23 protein-coding genes are annotated in these 16693 nt (G+C 58.8%); 16 read left to right on the top strand and 7 right to left on the bottom strand.

Annotated features, from left to right (window positions below):
• Nucleotides 1–35 precede the first annotated feature (35 nt).
• The 5 genes from SynBMKMC1_RS02915 to SynBMKMC1_RS14600 are packed head-to-tail and all read left to right on the top strand — an operon-like array spanning nucleotide 36 to nucleotide 2550.
• The gene (locus SynBMKMC1_RS02915; RefSeq protein WP_186472647.1) at nucleotides 36–776 is read left to right on the top strand and encodes a phycobilisome rod-core linker polypeptide; all 741 of its coding nucleotides are present in this window, start codon (nucleotides 36–38) and stop codon (nucleotides 774–776) included.
• Entirely contained in the window at nucleotides 776–1057 is a 282-nt protein-coding gene (locus tag SynBMKMC1_RS02910; RefSeq protein WP_186472646.1) for a hypothetical protein, read from the top strand. The genes SynBMKMC1_RS02915 and SynBMKMC1_RS02910 overlap by 1 nt, the downstream gene beginning before the upstream one ends.
• A 7-nt stretch (nucleotides 1058–1064) precedes the next feature.
• Nucleotides 1065–1607 carry a phycobiliprotein lyase gene (locus tag SynBMKMC1_RS02905; protein ID WP_186472645.1) on the top strand — a complete coding sequence of 181 codons (543 nt, stop codon included), beginning with the start codon at nucleotides 1065–1067 and terminating at the stop codon, nucleotides 1605–1607.
• The gene (locus tag SynBMKMC1_RS02900) at nucleotides 1607–2218 is read left to right on the top strand and encodes a chromophore lyase CpcT/CpeT (RefSeq protein WP_186472644.1); all 612 of its coding nucleotides are present in this window, start codon (nucleotides 1607–1609) and stop codon (nucleotides 2216–2218) included. Before SynBMKMC1_RS02905 ends, SynBMKMC1_RS02900 begins: the two co-directional genes overlap by 1 nt.
• A gap of 20 nt (nucleotides 2219–2238) precedes the next feature.
• Nucleotides 2239–2550: a CpeR family transcriptional regulator gene (locus SynBMKMC1_RS14600; protein WP_255486268.1), complete on the top strand. Its 312-nt coding sequence runs from the start codon at nucleotides 2239–2241 to the stop codon at nucleotides 2548–2550.
• On the opposite strand, the gene SynBMKMC1_RS02895 is transcribed toward SynBMKMC1_RS14600, so the two are convergent.
• Together SynBMKMC1_RS02895 and SynBMKMC1_RS02890 are read right to left on the bottom strand one after the other, a co-directional pair.
• Entirely contained in the window at nucleotides 2533–3852 is a 1320-nt protein-coding gene (locus SynBMKMC1_RS02895) for a HEAT repeat domain-containing protein (protein WP_255486267.1), read from the bottom strand. The two genes, SynBMKMC1_RS14600 and SynBMKMC1_RS02895, sit on opposite strands and share 18 nt — an antisense overlap.
• Before the next feature lie 94 nt (nucleotides 3853–3946).
• A complete protein-coding gene (locus SynBMKMC1_RS02890; protein WP_186472643.1) occupies nucleotides 3947–4372 on the bottom strand; it encodes a DUF2656 family protein in 426 nt (141 codons plus the stop codon).
• A gap of 79 nt (nucleotides 4373–4451) precedes the next feature.
• Between SynBMKMC1_RS02890 and SynBMKMC1_RS02885 the strand changes: the two genes are divergently transcribed.
• Nucleotides 4452–5348, top strand: a complete 897-nt coding sequence (locus SynBMKMC1_RS02885) for a HEAT repeat domain-containing protein (protein ID WP_186472642.1) — start codon at nucleotides 4452–4454, stop codon at nucleotides 5346–5348.
• On the opposite strand, the gene SynBMKMC1_RS02880 is transcribed toward SynBMKMC1_RS02885, so the two are convergent.
• The 3 genes from SynBMKMC1_RS02880 to cpeB form a co-directional block, all read right to left on the bottom strand.
• Nucleotides 5336–6007, bottom strand: coding sequence for a HEAT repeat domain-containing protein (locus SynBMKMC1_RS02880; protein ID WP_255486266.1), 672 nt, complete (start codon nucleotides 6005–6007; stop codon nucleotides 5336–5338). The genes SynBMKMC1_RS02885 and SynBMKMC1_RS02880 overlap by 13 nt on opposite strands.
• A gap of 91 nt (nucleotides 6008–6098) precedes the next feature.
• Nucleotides 6099–6593, bottom strand: coding sequence for a class 1 C-phycoerythrin subunit alpha (gene cpeA / locus SynBMKMC1_RS02875; RefSeq protein ID WP_186472641.1), 495 nt, complete (start codon nucleotides 6591–6593; stop codon nucleotides 6099–6101).
• 58 nt (nucleotides 6594–6651) lie between these two features.
• A complete protein-coding gene (cpeB, locus tag SynBMKMC1_RS02870) occupies nucleotides 6652–7206 on the bottom strand; it encodes a class 1 C-phycoerythrin subunit beta (protein ID WP_186472640.1) in 555 nt (184 codons plus the stop codon).
• Nucleotides 7207–7568: 362 nt separating this feature from the next.
• Between cpeB and SynBMKMC1_RS02865 the strand changes: the two genes are divergently transcribed.
• The 9 genes from SynBMKMC1_RS02865 (at nucleotide 7569) to SynBMKMC1_RS02825 (ending at nucleotide 13102) form a co-directional block, all read left to right on the top strand.
• Nucleotides 7569–7784: a hypothetical protein gene (locus SynBMKMC1_RS02865; protein WP_186472639.1), complete on the top strand. Its 216-nt coding sequence runs from the start codon at nucleotides 7569–7571 to the stop codon at nucleotides 7782–7784.
• A gap of 27 nt (nucleotides 7785–7811) precedes the next feature.
• Complete coding sequence (locus SynBMKMC1_RS02860) at nucleotides 7812–8372, top strand: phycobiliprotein lyase (RefSeq protein WP_186472638.1); 561 nt, start codon at nucleotides 7812–7814, stop codon at nucleotides 8370–8372.
• A 5-nt stretch (nucleotides 8373–8377) separates the two neighbouring features.
• On the top strand, nucleotides 8378–9082 hold the full coding sequence (locus SynBMKMC1_RS02855) for a 15,16-dihydrobiliverdin:ferredoxin oxidoreductase (protein WP_186472637.1): 705 nt from the start codon (nucleotides 8378–8380) through the stop codon (nucleotides 9080–9082).
• The gene (locus SynBMKMC1_RS02850) at nucleotides 9079–9852 is read left to right on the top strand and encodes a phycoerythrobilin:ferredoxin oxidoreductase (protein ID WP_186472636.1); all 774 of its coding nucleotides are present in this window, start codon (nucleotides 9079–9081) and stop codon (nucleotides 9850–9852) included. The genes SynBMKMC1_RS02855 and SynBMKMC1_RS02850 overlap by 4 nt, the downstream gene beginning before the upstream one ends.
• A gap of 183 nt (nucleotides 9853–10035) precedes the next feature.
• The gene (locus tag SynBMKMC1_RS02845; RefSeq protein WP_006042158.1) at nucleotides 10036–10554 is read left to right on the top strand and encodes a phycocyanin subunit beta; all 519 of its coding nucleotides are present in this window, start codon (nucleotides 10036–10038) and stop codon (nucleotides 10552–10554) included.
• Between the two features lie 42 nt (nucleotides 10555–10596).
• Nucleotides 10597–11085 carry a phycocyanin subunit alpha gene (gene cpcA, locus SynBMKMC1_RS02840; RefSeq protein WP_186472635.1) on the top strand — a complete coding sequence of 163 codons (489 nt, stop codon included), beginning with the start codon at nucleotides 10597–10599 and terminating at the stop codon, nucleotides 11083–11085.
• A gap of 92 nt (nucleotides 11086–11177) precedes the next feature.
• The gene (locus tag SynBMKMC1_RS02835) at nucleotides 11178–11975 is read left to right on the top strand and encodes a HEAT repeat domain-containing protein (protein ID WP_186472634.1); all 798 of its coding nucleotides are present in this window, start codon (nucleotides 11178–11180) and stop codon (nucleotides 11973–11975) included.
• A gap of 12 nt (nucleotides 11976–11987) precedes the next feature.
• Nucleotides 11988–12626, top strand: coding sequence for a HEAT repeat domain-containing protein (locus SynBMKMC1_RS02830; RefSeq protein ID WP_186472633.1), 639 nt, complete (start codon nucleotides 11988–11990; stop codon nucleotides 12624–12626).
• Entirely contained in the window at nucleotides 12623–13102 is a 480-nt protein-coding gene (locus SynBMKMC1_RS02825; RefSeq protein WP_186472632.1) for a low molecular weight protein-tyrosine-phosphatase, read from the top strand. The genes SynBMKMC1_RS02830 and SynBMKMC1_RS02825 overlap by 4 nt, the downstream gene beginning before the upstream one ends.
• On the opposite strand, the gene SynBMKMC1_RS02820 is transcribed toward SynBMKMC1_RS02825, so the two are convergent.
• Together SynBMKMC1_RS02820 and SynBMKMC1_RS02815 are read right to left on the bottom strand one after the other, a co-directional pair.
• Nucleotides 13086–14576, bottom strand: coding sequence for a bifunctional pantoate--beta-alanine ligase/(d)CMP kinase (locus SynBMKMC1_RS02820; protein ID WP_370593948.1), 1491 nt, complete (start codon nucleotides 14574–14576; stop codon nucleotides 13086–13088). The genes SynBMKMC1_RS02825 and SynBMKMC1_RS02820 overlap by 17 nt on opposite strands.
• A gap of 62 nt (nucleotides 14577–14638) precedes the next feature.
• The gene (locus tag SynBMKMC1_RS02815) at nucleotides 14639–15190 is read right to left on the bottom strand and encodes a septal ring lytic transglycosylase RlpA family protein (protein WP_186472631.1); all 552 of its coding nucleotides are present in this window, start codon (nucleotides 15188–15190) and stop codon (nucleotides 14639–14641) included.
• 343 nt (nucleotides 15191–15533) lie between these two features.
• Here SynBMKMC1_RS02815 and purM point away from each other — a divergent pair, with 343 nt between their 5' ends.
• Nucleotides 15534–16571, top strand: coding sequence for a phosphoribosylformylglycinamidine cyclo-ligase (gene purM / locus SynBMKMC1_RS02810; protein WP_186472630.1), 1038 nt, complete (start codon nucleotides 15534–15536; stop codon nucleotides 16569–16571).
• The last annotated feature ends 122 nt before the right edge of the window (nucleotides 16572–16693 follow it).

The raw sequence follows: 16693 nt of genomic DNA, 5'->3' as shown, positions 1-16693 counted from the left end.
GCAATCCCTATCCATTCCCCTCCTTTCTTCCAGCAATGACTGAAGCAACCGTCAACCCTCTGGAGTCCGATCTGCGGCAGAGCAATGCCCAGGCGGTCATCCGCGCCGCCTACCGCCAGGTCTTCGGCAACGCCCACCTCATGGACGAAGAGCGCTGCACTTCTGCCGAAAGCCTGTACGTGAATGGTGATCTCAATGTGCAAGGTCTGGTGACGGCCTTGGCCCAGTCCGAGACTTACCGAAAGCTCTTCCTCGATGCCAACGGCCCTTATCGCTTCGTTGAGCTCAACTTCAAACACCTTTTGGGTCGTGCCCCTCACAACCAGGCCGAGCTAAGCGAGCACGTCCAGCGTCTCGCGAACGAGGGTTATGAGGCTGAGATCAACAGCTACACCTTCAGTGACGAATACCTCCAGACCTTCGGGATGGACGACGTTCCTTCCATGCGGGGAACCAAAAGCCAGCTTGGGCAAAGCAATGTGAGCTACACGCGCGCTGTCGCCATGGACTCCGGCTTTGCCGGTTTTGATGGAGCCAATGCGTCCCTGCTCACCCAAAGCCTTGGAACCAACAGCGCGCCTGCTGCAGGTCCCAAGTCCCCTGGTGCGGGCAACCGGGACAGCAAGCGCTTCACCATTTCCTGGGCCACGGCAACACCGGTCGGCGTTCACCGTCGTTCCGTGCAGACCACGTCGGCCCCCTACAGCTCCTTGAGCAGCGCCATTCAAACCATTCAAAAGCGGGGTGGGCGCATCCTCTCTATTGCGAACACTTAATGAACAAAGGCCTGGGCTACGGCTCAGGCCCTTTTTCATTCATCATGGACTGGACTCAGCAATCAGCTTCTCATTGCTTGCTCTCCCGTGATGCAGCAGTGCTAGCCAGAACCTTTTCATCAATGTCTTTTCACAACCAGCCGGCTCGACAACTAAAAACTGACACCACCAAGCCGGAAGATGCATCCGTGAGTGGCATGCCAATGGCAATGACCATGATGGTGGATTCCATGGTTCGAATGGTGCAGATCGGCCGTGGTGCCGGTTCCAAACGCTCCTGATTCCGGAATGGATCTCGAGCTTTTTGTTGAACGCAGCGAAGGACAATGGCGCTCCATGAGAAGTGGACATTCCCTTGCGTTCCAGCAATTCGAAGAGGTTCTCAGCCAGATCAGTGTTGAACGGCTGTCGCTTGATGATCCTGATGTTCAAGCTCTGATCAAATCAACAACTGACCTGAAGGGTGAAGCACAAGCTCCCTTCAGAATGGAATGGCGGGCTGAAAGTGATTGGGAACCCGACGATCCAGCGGAGGTCTCAGCAGGTTCATGCATCTTGGTGCCAATCCCTGATAGCGAGCAAAGTGGAACGCTGGTGCGCAGTGTGGGCTATGCCGAAGCAGAACAGGCTCTATCCCATTACCTCTTTCTCTCTGACGGGACTTTCGTTCTCACCACACGTTACGGACAGTCCATTGCCGAGGAACGGATCTGGTTTGTCTCAGAGCATGTGCGCTGCCGATCCTCCGTCTTACGAACATCCGAAGGATCAGGGGTTCTGCAAACGTCGTTTGCTTCTGAAGTGAGGCGGCTCAGTGCTGCAAAAACGTGATGCATGCATCCCTGCTCTTCGCCCGCACACTCTGCGGTCATTACAGCAATCGCGATCAAGCACAGCAGGACCCTGCAAAGTTTGCCCATATCAACATCTATTTCGTCCCTTTGCCCTGGGACGTGTTCAAGGCACCAGGGTTCTATTCAGAGCAGAGCTACGACCACGATCCGTGGCGTCCTTACCGCCAAGGTGTCCATCGCCTACGCCGACAAACGGATCATCTGCATATTGTTGAAAACTACGGGCTTTCTCAACCCGAACGCGTCGCCGGAGCGCCGCAGCACCCTGCCCTACTGAATGAGATTCAGAGCGACAAACTGACATCCCGCTGTGGATGCGCCATGCATTTCCACACCATTGAAAATGGTTCTTATCAAGGCGAAGTGGAGCCAGGAAAACAATGCAAAGTCCCCAGAGATGGGCGGCTGACCTATCTCATTAGTGAAGTCAACGTCAATCAAACCCATTGGACTAGCAGAGATCGTGGCTTTGATCCTGAAACAGACGAACTGGTCTGGGGATCTGAGCATGGAATGCTTTATTTTTCACGAATCGCCTCTCTCGGCAACCACCTGAATGAGAGCTGGCTCGCCGGCCTCGACGACTGACTGACCGACGCACTCCAACGATGCCTGCCAGTCCAGTTGAAAAACAATTACGCGGCTGGATCCGATCTCAGCATCTGATCTGCGTTGGCACCGATTTCATCTTTGAAACTGTGGATCAGGCTCAGCTGGAGCGGTTTGAAGGCTGCCTTGAAGCCATTGGCGGTCGAATCCGTGAGATCAAAGCCGTTGGAAACTGGCCCATGGGCCAGAATCGGTCCTTCAAACTTCTACGAGCCAAGGCCAGTGTCCCCAGGCCTGGGGGCGAGGAACTTGTGCAGTATTGGGCCGCCAAAGGGGCATCAAAAACCCGATACTCAGAAATCAGCTCCTGAACCGACACGTCGCGCCTGCACATAGGGGTTGGGATCAGGATCAAGCGAACAAGTCATCTTGAGTGACATCGCGGCCATCGCAGCTGCATAGCGTGCTTCCCAGAAGGGCATCTGTTGTGGATCCAACCAACGCATCACGTGCAACGCACAAACGTCAGGGCTCAATGCGGCCAGGGCCAAGATGGCCGCTGGCTTGGATTTCATAAATTGAGGACGCTGGGTCTCAACAGCCTCCAGAAGCCACTCTTGCAGGACTTCCTTCGCGTCCTCCGGCCAGAATTGAATGGTGCCAAACAAGCGGATGAAGAAGTAGTGAGCGCCGTAATCATTGTGCGCTTCTTGTTGCCAGCGCATCCGGAGTAGTGGCCAGATCAGCATGGGAGGTCTGGAACGCAGGGTTTGCAACGCCAGGTAACAACGGCTGAAATCAGTACCAAAGAATTCCTGGATCAAAAATGCATCATCCGGTTGATCGTCGTAGCGATGCACAAGAACCAAGTGATCAGGATCATCGAGCAGCAAGCGATCGAGTGTTTTGAGGAGCTCTAAATTCTGATAACGAGAGGCAGATTCCGGCCAGAGAGCTTTGAAAGCCCGCATCCGAAACACGGGGGAAACCGGTGCCTTAAGGACGCTCGGCAACAATTGGCCGGCACGACAATCGATCACATCTTGAATCGCTGATTGGCGGTCCATCTGATTGGGAAGCGTGAGGTGATCCTCAAGAGCAGACACCTGATCCAACCGACCACTCAACCGGGCGACTGCCGCAAGAGCCGCACCACGAACGCCGGGCACTGGGTCATTCAGCAACGTTCTAATGCTGGGAAGGGCCCCTTCAATCCCCAATGAAGCCAGGCTTTGAATCAAAACACGTCGATTTTGTTGCTCATCACCCAGCAGATCGATCAAACGTTGATGAACGCCAGGGTCATCGCATCCCAGTTGCTCAAGAGCCCAGGCTGTGTTTTCCACGAGGTAAGCATCGTTGCTATCCAGACACGCCGTGATGGCAGGCAGCGCTTCCTGCACCTTCAACCGCCCAAGAACCTCCACTGCCTTGCGTCGAGCCAGTCGCTTCGACTGCTGATCCCCACCATCCACAACCAGCCCAATCAAGGCCGCCTCCGTGGCGCCACCGGGGAAGTTGATCAGATGAGATGCCGCCATGTAGTAGTCACTGGCGGACTCCAACTGCTCTTCCGGCAGGGTGAGGATGCGCAGGGCTTCCTCCTGAGAAAGCCCGAGATGAATGTTGTCGAAACGACCCACGGCAGCGAACTCCGTTGACGAACCAGGCACGCAGCCTTGAAACCAGCAAACTCTGCAGGCACAGGGACTGAATTCGCTGCAGTGTGAAGAACTGTCGATTCAGGTTTCACAGTTTTGTGGCGGTTCAACCACGCACGTCGAACACCCCATCGTCAGGCCGTCCCAGGATGAGTCCCTCCCAGTTGATCCCCTGAAGAAACCTGTCGCCATCCAACGTTTCGACAACATCAACCCCCCAACCGCCTTGTTGCAGCGGGGAGCCTGGAGCACCAGCGTTATCTTTGCGCCCGCCCAGAGCAAGCAATTCATAGTCGGCCCCATGGCCGAGGGACTCGCGCAGTTTGCGCCAGGCCCTCACGAGATCAGCCGCAAGCTCCTGGCTCGAATGATCTGACGTCACTGACACACGCCAGTGCGGATGCTGCAGCGGTTGCGCCTCTGCAATGCAGTCCGAGTGCGTCAGCAAGCCCGAGGCAATCTGCTCAGCCGACAGCACAGGGACATCGGATGAAGACACCTGCAGGTTGTGGGAAAGAACGAAAGTCGTCATAACGCTGGGACTGTGACGATGACCTTAGGAAGAGCAGGACAACACTCGATAATGCCCACCAGCCCCCCAGGAAATCGCCATGAGTGCAGGGTCACCGATGGTTGGTGCAGAAGAGCCAAGCAAGCTGAGCGAAGAAGAAGCAAGCCAACTCGCTGAGGAGCTCAAGGCACAGCTGCGCAGTGGACGAGTCCCGGACGCCGCCAGCGAGAGCATCGAAAAGATGGTGGCTGGCCTGGGAGATCCCAGAGGGCTGATGCGCCTGACCTTCGCAGAGAGTCTGGGCAAAGTGGGCATGGCGGCGGTGCCATCCCTCTGCAGAGCCTTGGAGCAGCACGACAGCGTCACCGTGCGTCGGGCCGCAGCAAAAACGCTCACCTTGATCGAAGCCCCGCAGGCTTTGCCGGTGCTGCTCAAGGCCTTACTCAATGACCCCGATCCCGTCGTGCAGGGGTCTGCGGTCGGTGCCATGGCCGCAGTGGGCGCTGAGGCCATGGACGACCTCTTACAAGTGTTGATCAACCCTCACAGCACGGCCATGCAGCTTGGGCTCGCCAGCTGGGCGATGGCTTTTGTTGGAGCCCGGGCACCTGACGCCCTGCGCAAGGCTGCCACGTCGGAACATCCTGAAATTCGTTGTGCCGCCGTCGCTGCACTCGGCGATCAGATCCAGAGCCTTGGAGACGACACCGCCAGGGAGCTTGTGGAGCAGAGCCTTGGCGACCCCGACACCGCGGTCCGCGCGGAAGCGGTCACGCTCTTAGGGAAGCTCCACAACCCCGAATGGGCAACGCCGAAACTCACCCCTTTGCTTGAGGACGACGAGGGGCAGGTGCGTAAGAACACCGCACTCTCTTTGATGAAACTGCAGGCCGTTGAAGCGATCCCTGCACTGCGGCGATGTTGTGAACAGGAAGCCCAGGATGATGTGAAGGCAGTTCTTGCCCTCGCCATCAAACAGTTGGATCAGGATGGATGACGGGCCTGGAGGTCTTTGACACGCATAAGCGCTGAGACCACCGTTTCCTTCACGTACCCATCGGTGTCAGGATCGTCCTTCAAGTCCTGCAATCCCCGCTCGATGGAAGGGTCATCAATCTCTGCCAGAGCATTGACCGCAGCCACTCCCTGAGCGGGATTGTCACCGCGCGTGACTCCAAGAAGCAAAGGCACTGCTTGGCGGCCAACCTGTCCCAGTGCCATGACAGCCGCAACGGCAACGACGGGAGAGTCATCGGCAAGCGCCAGACGCAGCACCTCCATCGCCTGCGGGGTAAAAGGGAGCTCTGGATAGTTCGAAGCCAGCTGGGCATAGGCCTTCACGCAGCTGGCTCGCACCGTGCCGTCATCGCTGGACGTGAAGCAGTCGGCGATCGGCTGCATGGATCTTTCCCCAAAAGCGCCCAGACCTCGCACTGACGCTCGGCGCAATGCCACATTCGGCTGATCGAGTAATGCGATCAGACGCGGCATGGAGGCCTCGGGCCAGTGCTCGGCCATCGCAGTAAAGGCCTGGGTCTGGATGTAGGGGTTGGGATGAGCGAGATCAGCGAACAGCTGATCCAGATCAGGACGGGCTGCTGACTCTGCCACCATGGCGTCTCCAGTGCTGCAGGACTGAAGCGAACTTACGGCCATCAGCAATGGTCGCTCCCAGCACTGACCCAGCCTGCAACAAGACATGAAAAAAGGGCCCCGAGGGGCCCCTTTCAACCAACAGAAACGCGACTCAGGAGAGGGCGTTGATGGCGTAGTCGAGGTAGGACTTGAACTCGTTCAGAGCCTGAGGGCTCATGTCGCGAGGAGCGCAAGCGCGATCGCGGGTGAAGGTCAGGGCCTCAACGTAAGCAGCGGTAGGCAGACCCAGGGTGCGGTACACCTCACGGGCGCCGGCGATGCCCCACTCATCGAGAGGGCCAGTACCACCCACAACGAGGCAGTAGTTGATCAGACGCAGGTAGTGGCCCAGGTCGCGGTAGCACTTGTCCACCTTGGTCTGGTTCTCACCAGCCTCGCCGGGCTGCTTGAGGTAGGGATACTTGTTGAAGCAAGCATCGCCAGCTTCCTTGGTGACGGCATCCAGACCGGCAGCCAGCTTTTCAGCGGCTTCCAGGCGGGCAGCGGCACGCTGGATGTTGCCCTGAACGGCTTCGAGGTCGTTCTGGGAAGGGAAGCGACCGGCGGCATCAGCAGCGGTCACAACAGTGGTGACGACGGATTTCATCGTGGAGATCCTTTGATGGAAGTTTGCGGAAACGAAAAGAGAGTTCTCTTCAGCTGGTTCAGCTGAGGGCGCTGATCACGCGATCGAAGTAGGAAGCAGCTTCGGCAACCAGTGCGGAGCAGTCACCCTGCACGGTTTCCATCTTGCGGAACTTGCTACCACCCAGGGCTTCGGAGTTGGTCTCACCGATGTGGGCAGTGGAGGAAGCCTTCATGATGGCCACAGCACGGGCAGCGGACTGAAGGGGCACGCCCAGAGCGATGTAGGTCTCCTTCAGACCGTTGAGGCAGCGGTCGTCCAGCACGGAAGCGTCGCCAGCCAGCAGGGCGTAGGAGACGTAGCGCAGAACGATTTCGCCGTCACGCAGGCAAGCAGCCATGCGACGGTTGGGGTAGCAGTTGCCACCAGCCTGGATCAGGCCGGTGTTCTCGCAGATCATGCCGGTCACAGCATCGGACACGATGCAGGAGGCGTTGGAGGTGATGGCATTCACAGCGTCGAGACGCTTGTTGCCTTCGGCCACATAGTTACGGAGAGCAGACAGCTCACCACCACCGATAGGAGCGGTTTTAGCGTCGGCGCTGACGACGGCGCGGGAGAATGCGTCGAGCATTGGGAAGCAGGACATTGAGGGAAGAAAGCCATCGATTGCACCCGGATTCCGAAGGATCCGACTGCCGCGATCAAACCAAGTGGTCCAAAAGCTGATGACTGAAAGGCTTGAGCCGAAGCTCTAAGCGCTCCATGAAATTAAAAGCAGAAACGGTCGATCCCACCGAGGTGCTACACATCACGCAAAGGTTCGTCATCCAAAGGCAGAACAGCCTTCAACAAGGCCACCACAAGGGTTTCAAGCTCTTGTCCGCGCAAATAACAGCCTTGAGAGCCCAATAAAGAGCTCTTTTTCAGATTTCCTTCATTTTCATCAGCGCTCCATCTGGCCGCCTACGCTCCGGCCCAAAGTTTCTGATCGCTATGGCTGATCCCTCTCTCGATGAACTGAAAGCCACCGTCGAGGAACTCTCCGCTTACAGGGATCGACTGAAAGACGACGTGGTCGCCATGGGGCAGAAACTGAAGCTGCCCCAGAAGCGTATTGAACTCACACTCAGCGAACATCCCGAGCTGCAACGCCTCGAGGCCGTGTTGGCCCAGCTGGACGAACAGATCCGCAGCGAGAGCAACACCTAAGAAACGATGCATACCAAGCCCTGCTCAATGACCGACTTTCTGAGTGCCAGTGCGGGCACTTGGATGATTCGCCGCGTGGTGCATCACATGGATCACCAAGACGATGAGGCGGGTGACTCCAACCTGACAGTGGCGCCCTTTGGTACGGAGGACGACTGCGTGGCATCGATCTGTGCGGCCCTGGGTGTCGACAAGAACCAGGCCTGCGGTGGAGCGCGCTTCTGGTGGGAGAGCAACCTCAAGGAAAGCGAGCGCAGTGAAGACCGCGCCGCCGCTCTCGTCGACGTGGCCGACCGAGAGGATCCCCGGCAGGGTTTTCTGCTACGAGACAAGGGTTACGTCGAGAAGCAAGCCGTCGTCAGCCGCTACCGCTTTGATGAGGAGGGCGTTCTCACCATCACGACCCGATACGACACCAGTGTTGGCATCGAGCGCTGTTGGTTTGTAACCGATCAGCTCCGCATGCGCGTGAGCTCCGTGCAATGCATGGACGGCGTCACCATGACGACTTACTGCACTGAGCGCCGATGCCCTACCGCGGATGACATCTTGTCTCATGCCCGCCAGACAGCCCTTCGCGAGGCTTGAGATCCATGTTCGATCCATTTCTCGACGCCTTGCATCAGGGCATCCAAGTCCGGGGAGGCACGCCGTTGCCTCTGGATCAAGACCTGGCCGTTCAGCAGTCAGAACGCAATCAAAGCACGATTCGAAGCTGGCTCTGGGACGTTCCAGACTTCCGCCGCTGGCGGGTGACCAGGCTGGATGCGGGCGATTCGCTCCAGGTTCTCAACTCGGTGGCCTATCCCGAACACACGCTCGACCATCCGATTCTGGGAATCGATTTGTTGTGGTTCGGTGCTCGCCAGAAACTGGTCGCGGTCCTCGACTTTCAACCCCTGGTCCAGGCTCCCGACTACATGGACCGGCATTTCAGCGGTCTGAAAGCCCTCCATCAGCGCTTCCCTGATCTGAGTGGAGAAGAAACGATGCGGTCCTTCGACCCTCATCAGTATTTCTCCCCCTGGCTTCTGTTCTGCAGAGGCGGTGCCGATCAAGCAACCCGATCGCTGCCCTCCGCTTTCGACTCGTTCCTTGATTGCTTCTGGCGCATGCACGATGCGTCGGCAGCAGCACCCTCCCTGCTACCGCCCGAGCAGGTCGCAGAGCTCCAGGTGGCTTACGACCGCTACAGCGCTGAACGCGATCCTGCCCATGGACTGTTCACCAGTCACTTCGGGAAGACCTGGTCAGATCGCTTTCTCCATGACTTTCTCTTCCCATCGGCCCAACGATGACGCAACGTTCCAACAGCCTTGATCCCATCAGCCTGGATGGCTGGCGCTGGGAGCCTTTCCTGATGGAAGCAGTGTCCCGCCTGGAATCCCTGAATCCGCAGCCCTATCCCGTTGCCCCCGTCTTCCTCGATCAACGCGATTCTGTTGGATCCACCTCACGCCCCGTCCAAGCGCACACGCAGGTCTGGGCTTGTTCAACCGACAAGTGCCGACAGATTCGTGCTGCCTGTGTGGAGGCCGGGTCCGCAGCCTCGGTGCTGAATTTCGTGATCAACCCCAAAACCAGCTTCGACCTGCCGTTCTTCGGCGCCGATCTGGTCACCCTTCCCAATGGCCACCTCATCGCCCTCGATCTTCAACCGGCTCTGAAAACAGACCGTCTGCATACAGAAGCGGTCTGGGACCAGCTGACGCCGATTTTTCAACGCTGGCGTGATCGCCTGCCCGGAGGAGGGCCGATCCCGGAAGAGGCGGAACCATTCTTCTCTCCCTGCTTTCTCTGGACGCGTCTTCCACTCGGGCCCGAAGGAGATGCCCTGATCAACGATGTTGTGTTTCCTGCCTATCTCGACTACCTCACGCTGTACCTGAATCTGGTGAACGACGCTGAACCCGTATCCAACGACCGGGAATCAAGGCTTCTGGATGGGCAAAGGCGATACACCACCTACCGAGCAGAAAAAGATCCCGCACGGGGCATGCTGGGCCGCTTCCATGGAAAGGAATGGACCGAACGGTTGATCCACGACGTACTTTTCGATCTGGACTGATTGCAGCGAGCGCGCCCTGCAATCAATTCCGCCGCAGGGGATTAAACATTATGAACAGCCTTCGGGACTGCCCAAGCCCTTTGGCGAGAATCTCCAGCGACGGGATGGGCACAGCTTCCCAGCCGTCCCCATTCAGGTCTGAAGACTTCCTACCCTCCAGACACAGTTCCAAGGAGTTAACCCATGTTCGACGCCTTCACCAAGGTTGTCGCCCAGGCCGATGCCCGGGGCCAGTTCATCAGCCCAAGCGAAATCGATGCCCTTGCGGCAATGGTTTCTGACAGCAACAAGCGCCTGGACGCTGTCAACCGCATCACCTGCAATTCCTCCACGATCGTCGCTAACGCGGCCCGTGCGCTCTTCGCTCAGCAGCCTGCTCTGATCGCCCCTGGTGGCAACGCCTACACAAGCCGTCGCATGGCTGCTTGCCTGCGCGATATGGAGATCATCCTCCGCTACGTGACCTACGCGATCTTCAGTGGCGATGCTTCTGTGATGGAAGACCGCTGCCTGAACGGCCTGCGCGAGACCTACCTTGCCCTCGGCACCCCCGGCGCCTCCGTGGCTGCTGGCGTGAACCTGATGAAGGACGCCGCTATCGAGATCGCCAACGACAGAAACGGCATCACACAGGGTGACTGCACAGCTCTGATGAGCGAAATCGGCACCTATTTCGACCGCGCTGCCGCCGCTGTTGCCTGATCAGGCTCGGTTCAGACCGTCTCAATCAACTTCCTCGGATCCATGAAAACTCCCCTCACCGAAGCTGTATCCGCAGCAGATTCCCAAGGACGTTTCCTCAGCAATACGGAAATCCAGGGTGCTTTCGGGCGCTTCAACCGTGCGAGTGCCTCCTTGGAGGCTGCCAAGGCCCTGACCGCCAAGGCTGACACCCTGGTGAACGGTGCCGCTCAGGCCGTTTACACCAAGTTCCCCTACACCACCCAGATGCAGGGCCCGAACTATTCCGCTACGCCTGAAGGCAAGGCCAAGTGCTCCAGGGACATCGGCTACTACCTGCGCATGGTCACCTACTGCCTCGTGGCAGGTGGCACGGGCCCCATGGATGACTATCTGCTGGCCGGTCTCGACGAGATCAACCGCACCTTTGAACTGTCTCCTTCCTGGTACGTGGAAGCTCTCAACTACATCAAGGCCAATCATGGCCTCAGTGGTGATGCAGCTGGTGAAGCCAACAACTACATCAACTACGCCATCAACGCTCTCGTTTGAGCCCCGATCGGCGTCAGACCGACCACTCGCTCCTTGCTCATCTCTCCATCCTGATTTCAGGATGGAGATTTTTTTTGCTTCTTCAGGCCCCCATGACCTCAAGCTCACAAAGGGATTCGTCGCCGGTGGATGGCGAACCCATCAATGAGCAAGAAGCCATCCGACGCATGGCTGACCGCAACGATCCATCAGGTCGTTACTACGCAGCATGGTGGCTTGGACGCCAACGCAGCCGACACCCAAGAACAGTGCCCTTACTTCTGGAGGCCTTGCGAGAGCGTTGCACTCCTGGGAATGCAGATGCAACGATCACACCGATCGCCATCGCTCGTAATGCTGTTCGGGCCATGGCCAAACTCGGAGATGATGCCCAACCCTGCATCAATGAGTTGCTGGCGACCCTCGAATCAGGTGACACCGGGCTTGTTGAGTGCACCGCTCGTACGCTCGGTGAATTGAGAGTTCAGGCCGCCCTTCCAGGATTAAGACGTCTACTGGCGTCTCAGAGCCCAACCACCCCTTACGAGGCGGTGCTGGAAGCCATCGGCATGCTCGCTAGCCAGGACCCCTCGGTTTGCGCCGAACTGAAACCGTTCACCACCCACCCCAAAATCCTGGTTCGTTGTGCAGCGAACCGGGCCTTGCTCCAGATCACACGGGAACCGATCTGGGCTGACGCCTTGCTCGAACTGCTCCACAACAAGTCGATCGGAGTGAGACGAGCGAGTCTGCTTGATCTCGCAGCAGCAGGCTGGCTTCCCGCTGCTGAATCCATCGCCAAAGCACGCGTCGAAGCCAATTTGAAGCTGGTGGCCTTGCGGGAACTCACTGAGCAGTGTCCGCCAGGTAAAGATCGAACCCTCTTGGAGGCCATGGATGACTTGCTCTAAACCAGCCCATTCATGGCGATGACGCAACTGAACCATTGGATCGACGCGGTCCGTGAGGCGGACTCACCCGACGAACTCATCCGATCCACAAGCCAGTTGGCCTCAAGTGGGCACCCTGATGCCGCTCCATGCCTGATGGAGGTGTTGAGCTACAACAATCCAGTCGCCGCAGCTCTTGCCGTTGATGGACTTGTACGGATTGGCACGCCTGCCGTCGACCTGATTCTGAAGGGAATGGACCCCAGGAACTACGGCGCCCGTGCCTGGGCCATGCAGGTTCTGGCGCGTTTGCATGATGTGCGCGGATTGGCACTGCTGGAACGAGCTCTCAGCAACGACATCGGCCCAAGTGTGCGTCGCGGAGCAGCTCGCGGACTCGGAGAACTGGTTCTTGATCAAGACCCCACGGCGAGGGCGTTGCAACTCGAGCGCTGCCTGCAGGCTCTGATCAGGGCCACTGGCGACGAAGAATGGATCGTTCGCTACGCGGTTGTTTTTGCATTGGAACAAAGGGCGAAGCCATTGAACCAAGGGTCTGCTGAGTTCGAACGGGTGTCCACCGCGCTTCAACAACGAGCGGAGCCAGGTGAATCGGTGGACGTGGTGAGACGAAGGGCAAGACTGGCTCTTCAGCGTTTGCAGGCGGCATGACCCAGAAGCTCCTCTTCGTTTGTCTCGGCAACATTTGCCGCTCACCAGCCGCCGAAGGAGTGTTTCTCCACCTCATCAAGACGCGTGGTCTCGAGGATCAGTTCATGGTGGATTCCGCCGGAACAGGCAGCTGGCATGTGGGAAATCCTGCCGACCGACGCATGCAGGCCGCGGCCAATCGCCGTGGCATTCAGCTGCCCAGCCGAGCACGGCAGATCGATCTGAATGATCTTGAAACGTTCGATCTGGTGCTGACGATGGATCAGAACAACCTCAATGCCGTGAACGGTCTGGCCCGGGAAGCCGGCGCGAGGGCCACGGCACGCATTCAACCGATGCTCAGCTACGGCCGCCGCTACAGCGAAGCCGAGGTTCCAGATCCGTATTACGGAGGCGACGCAGGCTTTGAGCATGTGCTCGATCTTCTCGAGGATGCCTGTGAGGCTTTGCTCGAGGAGCTCAGCCCTCCGGTTTAGGCCAGATCTCCTCAGCAACCCGGAAGCGAAACAAATCCTCGAGCGCATCAATCACGGCTTCGATCGACATCCCATCGGTGATCAATTCGGTGGCATCGTCCGCCTGAACCAGGGGAGCCACGTCTCGGGTGCTGTCCAAACGGTCGCGCTCCACGATCTGCGCTTCCAGCTCAGCGAGGTCGGGCACGGCATGACCTCGCGCCTCGAGATCCTTGGCCCGACGCCGAGCTCGCTCTTCAGGAGTCGCGGTCAGAAACACCTTCACATCAGCATCGGGGAAGACGGCAGTGCCGATGTCCCGTCCTTCAGCCACAAGGCCACCACGCTCCCCGAGACGCTGCTGCTGCCGTGTGAGCAAGGCACGGACGCAGGGATGCGCAGCCACCAGCGACACTGAGCCGGTGACTTCGGGATCGCGGATCGCATCGGTGATGTCACGGCCATTCACCCGAACGGTCTGCACACCATCCTTCAACGGTGACAGATCCACCTCCAATCCCTCGAGCAAAGCCTCCACCGCTGGGGCACTGCTGGGATCGCCGCCGTTCTTCTGCACCCACCAGGTGACGGCTCGATACATGGCTCCGGTGTCGAGATAAAGAAGTCCCATCCGTTCTGCAAATGCACGGGTCACCGTGCTTTTGCCAGCGCCAGCAGGGCCGTCGATGGCGACGATGGGCGAACGGGTCATGATGAAAACGTGATCAATCAGGCGAGTTTCGCCACAGCGGACCGCCGCAGCCAGCATTCGAATCGAACGACCGGGCCGAGCGGGTTGAAGCGTGACGGGATCCACGGTCTCTACATACTCCACCTCAAGGCCCGCTTCCCTGAGTTGCTGGTGCAGAGCGGCCTGTGCCGAGGCCTCATCCACGTCCCCTGCGCAGACATCACGAGCAATCGCGCACAGTGCCGAGCTGAATGCGGAAGCCACGGTTCGCTGCGCATCACCGAGATAACGGTTGCGGGAACTCGCCGCCAACCCATCGGCCTCCCTGACGGTGGGGCATCCCCTAACCCTCACAGGCAAGCCGAAGTCTTTGATGAGATGTCGAAGGATCGTGAGTTGCTGCCAGTCTTTTTCGCCCAACCAAAGTTGATGGGGACGCACCAATCCCAGCAACCGCATCACGACTGTGACCACACCATCGAAGTGGCCGGAACGCCAGGGACCACAGAGATGGGCTGTCAGGCGTGCAGGCGCCTGCAGGCGCCACCCCTCACTGGTTCCATAGGGGTAGACCTGCCTCTCATCCGGGCACCACAAAGCTGAAGCCCCCGCTTGTTTGGCGAGCGCGCAGTCATCCTCGAAAGTACGGGGGTAGCAGTCGAAGTCTTCATCCACTCCGAACTGCAATGGATTCACAAAGGTGCTCACCAGAACGGACCCCTTCCCACCGCACGACGTCACCGCCGCTGCAATCAAACGAGCATGGCCTTGGTGAAGCCCGCCCATGGTGGGAACAAACGCCAGTGGGCCGCGGCAGGCCTGACGCCAGGCATGAAAGTCTGACGCCGTTCTCAGAATGCGAAAACTCAGCGCAGCACCTCAAGCTTCACCTGGGCCACGCCGCTTGACGTCAGCCCGAGTTCCTGGGCCGCACCATGACCCAAGTCGATCACCCGATGCCCGATGAATGGACCGCGATCGTTGATGCGCACCACAGCGCGGCGCCCGTTCCAAAGATTGGTCACCCGCACTTTGGTTCCGAAAGGAAGGGTGCGGTGGGCAGCCGTCATGGTGCCCCGGCGGAAGACTTCACCATTGGCTGTGCGATTGCCATAGAAGCCAGGCCCATACCAGCTGGCTTCACCGGAGTGGGTGGAGACAACAACCGGGCCCACCGGCTTGGGCGGCTCAGGAGGAGAGACCGGCACAGGCACGACAGGCTCAGCAACAGAGGTTTCAAGCTCGAGGCTGGCTGGGGCGGAGGGTTCCACAGCTGTGGCTTCCTCTGCAGGAAGCACTAGGTCGAGTGGGTCAACGAAGTCAAACTCTTCGAAATCACTTGCGATCACCGGATACAGCGCAACCCCCGACACGGCGATGCCCGCGATGAGAGCTGTCAGTGACCAAGAGCGCTGCATTTCAAATAAATGCTGGTGTGCAAGACGCAGAGGTTTTCTTGAAACCCATGACCGCGCGACACCAACAACCCGATTTACGTGCTGTAACCGTATAAATACCCACCCACAAATGATCTCCAGCATGTTCCGGAAATCCACGCAGGGATCCTTCGCCGCAGCACTGCTTATCCCGCGCCGTCACAGGCTTCAGAAGCCCAATCAGCAGACCGCAACCATCAGCCAGGGCTATGCATTTCACAAGCACAGCTGATCAACAGCAGGCCGATGCCATCACCGACACAGCCACCAGCGGCCTCGGTGCGCCCCTCGAGGGGGGAGGATCGAATCAGTTCACTATCGACTGATGGACTACCGATCCGCCGGTGTCGACGTGGAAGCTGGCAGAGCCTTTGTGGACCGGATCCGAACCAGCGTGGAAGCCACCCATCGCCCTGAGGTCGTGGGCGGACTTGGAGGCTTTGGTGGCCTGATGCGATTGCCGGAGGGCTTGCGCAAGCCACTCCTCGTATCCGGAACGGACGGAGTGGGCACCAAGCTGGAGCTCGCCCAAGACCACAAAAGCCACCACAACGTGGGCATCGATCTCGTTGCCATGTGTGTCAACGACGTGATCACCAGCGGCGCCGAACCCTTGTTCTTTCTCGACTACATGGCCTCAGGGGCTCTGAGCCCGGACGCCATGGCCGAAGTGGTTGAGGGCATTGCCGACGGCTGCCGTCAGAGCGGGTGTGCCCTACTGGGGGGAGAAACGGCGGAGATGCCTGGCTTCTACCCGCCAGGCCGTTACGACCTCGCAGGCTTTTGCGTCGCCGTTGTGGAGGAGGACAACTTGATCGATGGCCGCCGCGTGCAAGCCGGTGATTCCATCTTGGGCATTGCCAGCAGCGGCGTGCACAGCAACGGTTTCAGCCTGGTGCGCAAAATCCTGGAATGCTGCGCTGCAGGGGCCGATACTCGCGTCGGGCCGGAGCAAACCCCTGTGATTGAAGCCCTGCTGAAACCCACTCATCTCTATGGGGCCCTGGTCAGGACTCTCCTAGGGGCGAACACTCGGATTCACGCCATGGCCCACATCACAGGTGGCGGGATTCCGGAGAACCTCCCCCGCTGCTTACCGAAGGGCCTCATGGCCAGCGTTGATCCACACAGTTGGCCGCGCCCAGAGCTGTTCAGCTGGCTGCAAACCCAAGGCGAGCTTCAGGAACGCGATCTCTGGCACACCTTCAACCTGGGGATCGGATACTGCCTCATCCTTCCGGAGGCGGATGTCGAAGGCGCACGAACCCTTTGCAGCAACAGCGGCTTTGAGAGCTGGGTCATCGGCGAGGTCATCCCTGCCAGCGAGCCGCAGGATGGGCCGGTGGCTGGCCTACCGGCCTGAAGAACACACCCAGATCACGTCACATCGGGATGTGATGTGAAGCACCAATTCGGTCTCCACTCGTTATTGTCATCACAGACAGATCGGGCTTGAACCGATCGATGCGACGTCAAATACGTCTT

The organism is Synechococcus sp. BMK-MC-1 (assembly GCF_014279955.1).
Taxonomy (GTDB): domain Bacteria; phylum Cyanobacteriota; class Cyanobacteriia; order PCC-6307; family Cyanobiaceae; genus Synechococcus_C.
Note: the sequence above shows the minus strand (reverse complement) of the source record. Positions and strands in the feature narration are given on the sequence as shown.

Excerpts from the sequence above, each read along its gene's own strand:
- SynBMKMC1_RS02915 (WP_186472647.1), top strand. The coding sequence starts at position 36 with ATGACTGAAGCAACCGTCAACCCTCTGGAGTCCGATCTGCGGCAGAGC.
- SynBMKMC1_RS02910 (WP_186472646.1), top strand. The coding sequence starts at position 776 with ATGAACAAAGGCCTGGGCTACGGCTCAGGCCCTTTTTCATTCATCATG.
- SynBMKMC1_RS02905 (WP_186472645.1), top strand. The coding sequence starts at position 1,065 with ATGGATCTCGAGCTTTTTGTTGAACGCAGCGAAGGACAATGGCGCTCC.
- SynBMKMC1_RS02900 (WP_186472644.1), top strand. The coding sequence starts at position 1,607 with ATGCATGCATCCCTGCTCTTCGCCCGCACACTCTGCGGTCATTACAGC.
- SynBMKMC1_RS14600 (WP_255486268.1), top strand. The coding sequence starts at position 2,239 with ATGCCTGCCAGTCCAGTTGAAAAACAATTACGCGGCTGGATCCGATCT.
- SynBMKMC1_RS02890 (WP_186472643.1), bottom strand. The coding sequence starts at position 4,372 with ATGACGACTTTCGTTCTTTCCCACAACCTGCAGGTGTCTTCATCCGAT.
- SynBMKMC1_RS02885 (WP_186472642.1), top strand. The coding sequence starts at position 4,452 with ATGAGTGCAGGGTCACCGATGGTTGGTGCAGAAGAGCCAAGCAAGCTG.
- SynBMKMC1_RS02880 (WP_255486266.1), bottom strand. The coding sequence starts at position 6,007 with ATGGCCGTAAGTTCGCTTCAGTCCTGCAGCACTGGAGACGCCATGGTG.
- cpeA (WP_186472641.1), bottom strand. The coding sequence starts at position 6,593 with ATGAAATCCGTCGTCACCACTGTTGTGACCGCTGCTGATGCCGCCGGT.
- cpeB (WP_186472640.1), bottom strand. The coding sequence starts at position 7,206 with ATGCTCGACGCATTCTCCCGCGCCGTCGTCAGCGCCGACGCTAAAACC.
- SynBMKMC1_RS02865 (WP_186472639.1), top strand. The coding sequence starts at position 7,569 with ATGGCTGATCCCTCTCTCGATGAACTGAAAGCCACCGTCGAGGAACTC.
- SynBMKMC1_RS02860 (WP_186472638.1), top strand. The coding sequence starts at position 7,812 with ATGACCGACTTTCTGAGTGCCAGTGCGGGCACTTGGATGATTCGCCGC.
- SynBMKMC1_RS02855 (WP_186472637.1), top strand. The coding sequence starts at position 8,378 with ATGTTCGATCCATTTCTCGACGCCTTGCATCAGGGCATCCAAGTCCGG.
- SynBMKMC1_RS02850 (WP_186472636.1), top strand. The coding sequence starts at position 9,079 with ATGACGCAACGTTCCAACAGCCTTGATCCCATCAGCCTGGATGGCTGG.
- SynBMKMC1_RS02845 (WP_006042158.1), top strand. The coding sequence starts at position 10,036 with ATGTTCGACGCCTTCACCAAGGTTGTCGCCCAGGCCGATGCCCGGGGC.
- cpcA (WP_186472635.1), top strand. The coding sequence starts at position 10,597 with ATGAAAACTCCCCTCACCGAAGCTGTATCCGCAGCAGATTCCCAAGGA.
- SynBMKMC1_RS02835 (WP_186472634.1), top strand. The coding sequence starts at position 11,178 with ATGACCTCAAGCTCACAAAGGGATTCGTCGCCGGTGGATGGCGAACCC.
- SynBMKMC1_RS02830 (WP_186472633.1), top strand. The coding sequence starts at position 11,988 with ATGGCGATGACGCAACTGAACCATTGGATCGACGCGGTCCGTGAGGCG.
- SynBMKMC1_RS02825 (WP_186472632.1), top strand. The coding sequence starts at position 12,623 with ATGACCCAGAAGCTCCTCTTCGTTTGTCTCGGCAACATTTGCCGCTCA.
- SynBMKMC1_RS02815 (WP_186472631.1), bottom strand. The coding sequence starts at position 15,190 with ATGCAGCGCTCTTGGTCACTGACAGCTCTCATCGCGGGCATCGCCGTG.
- purM (WP_186472630.1), top strand. The coding sequence starts at position 15,534 with ATGGACTACCGATCCGCCGGTGTCGACGTGGAAGCTGGCAGAGCCTTT.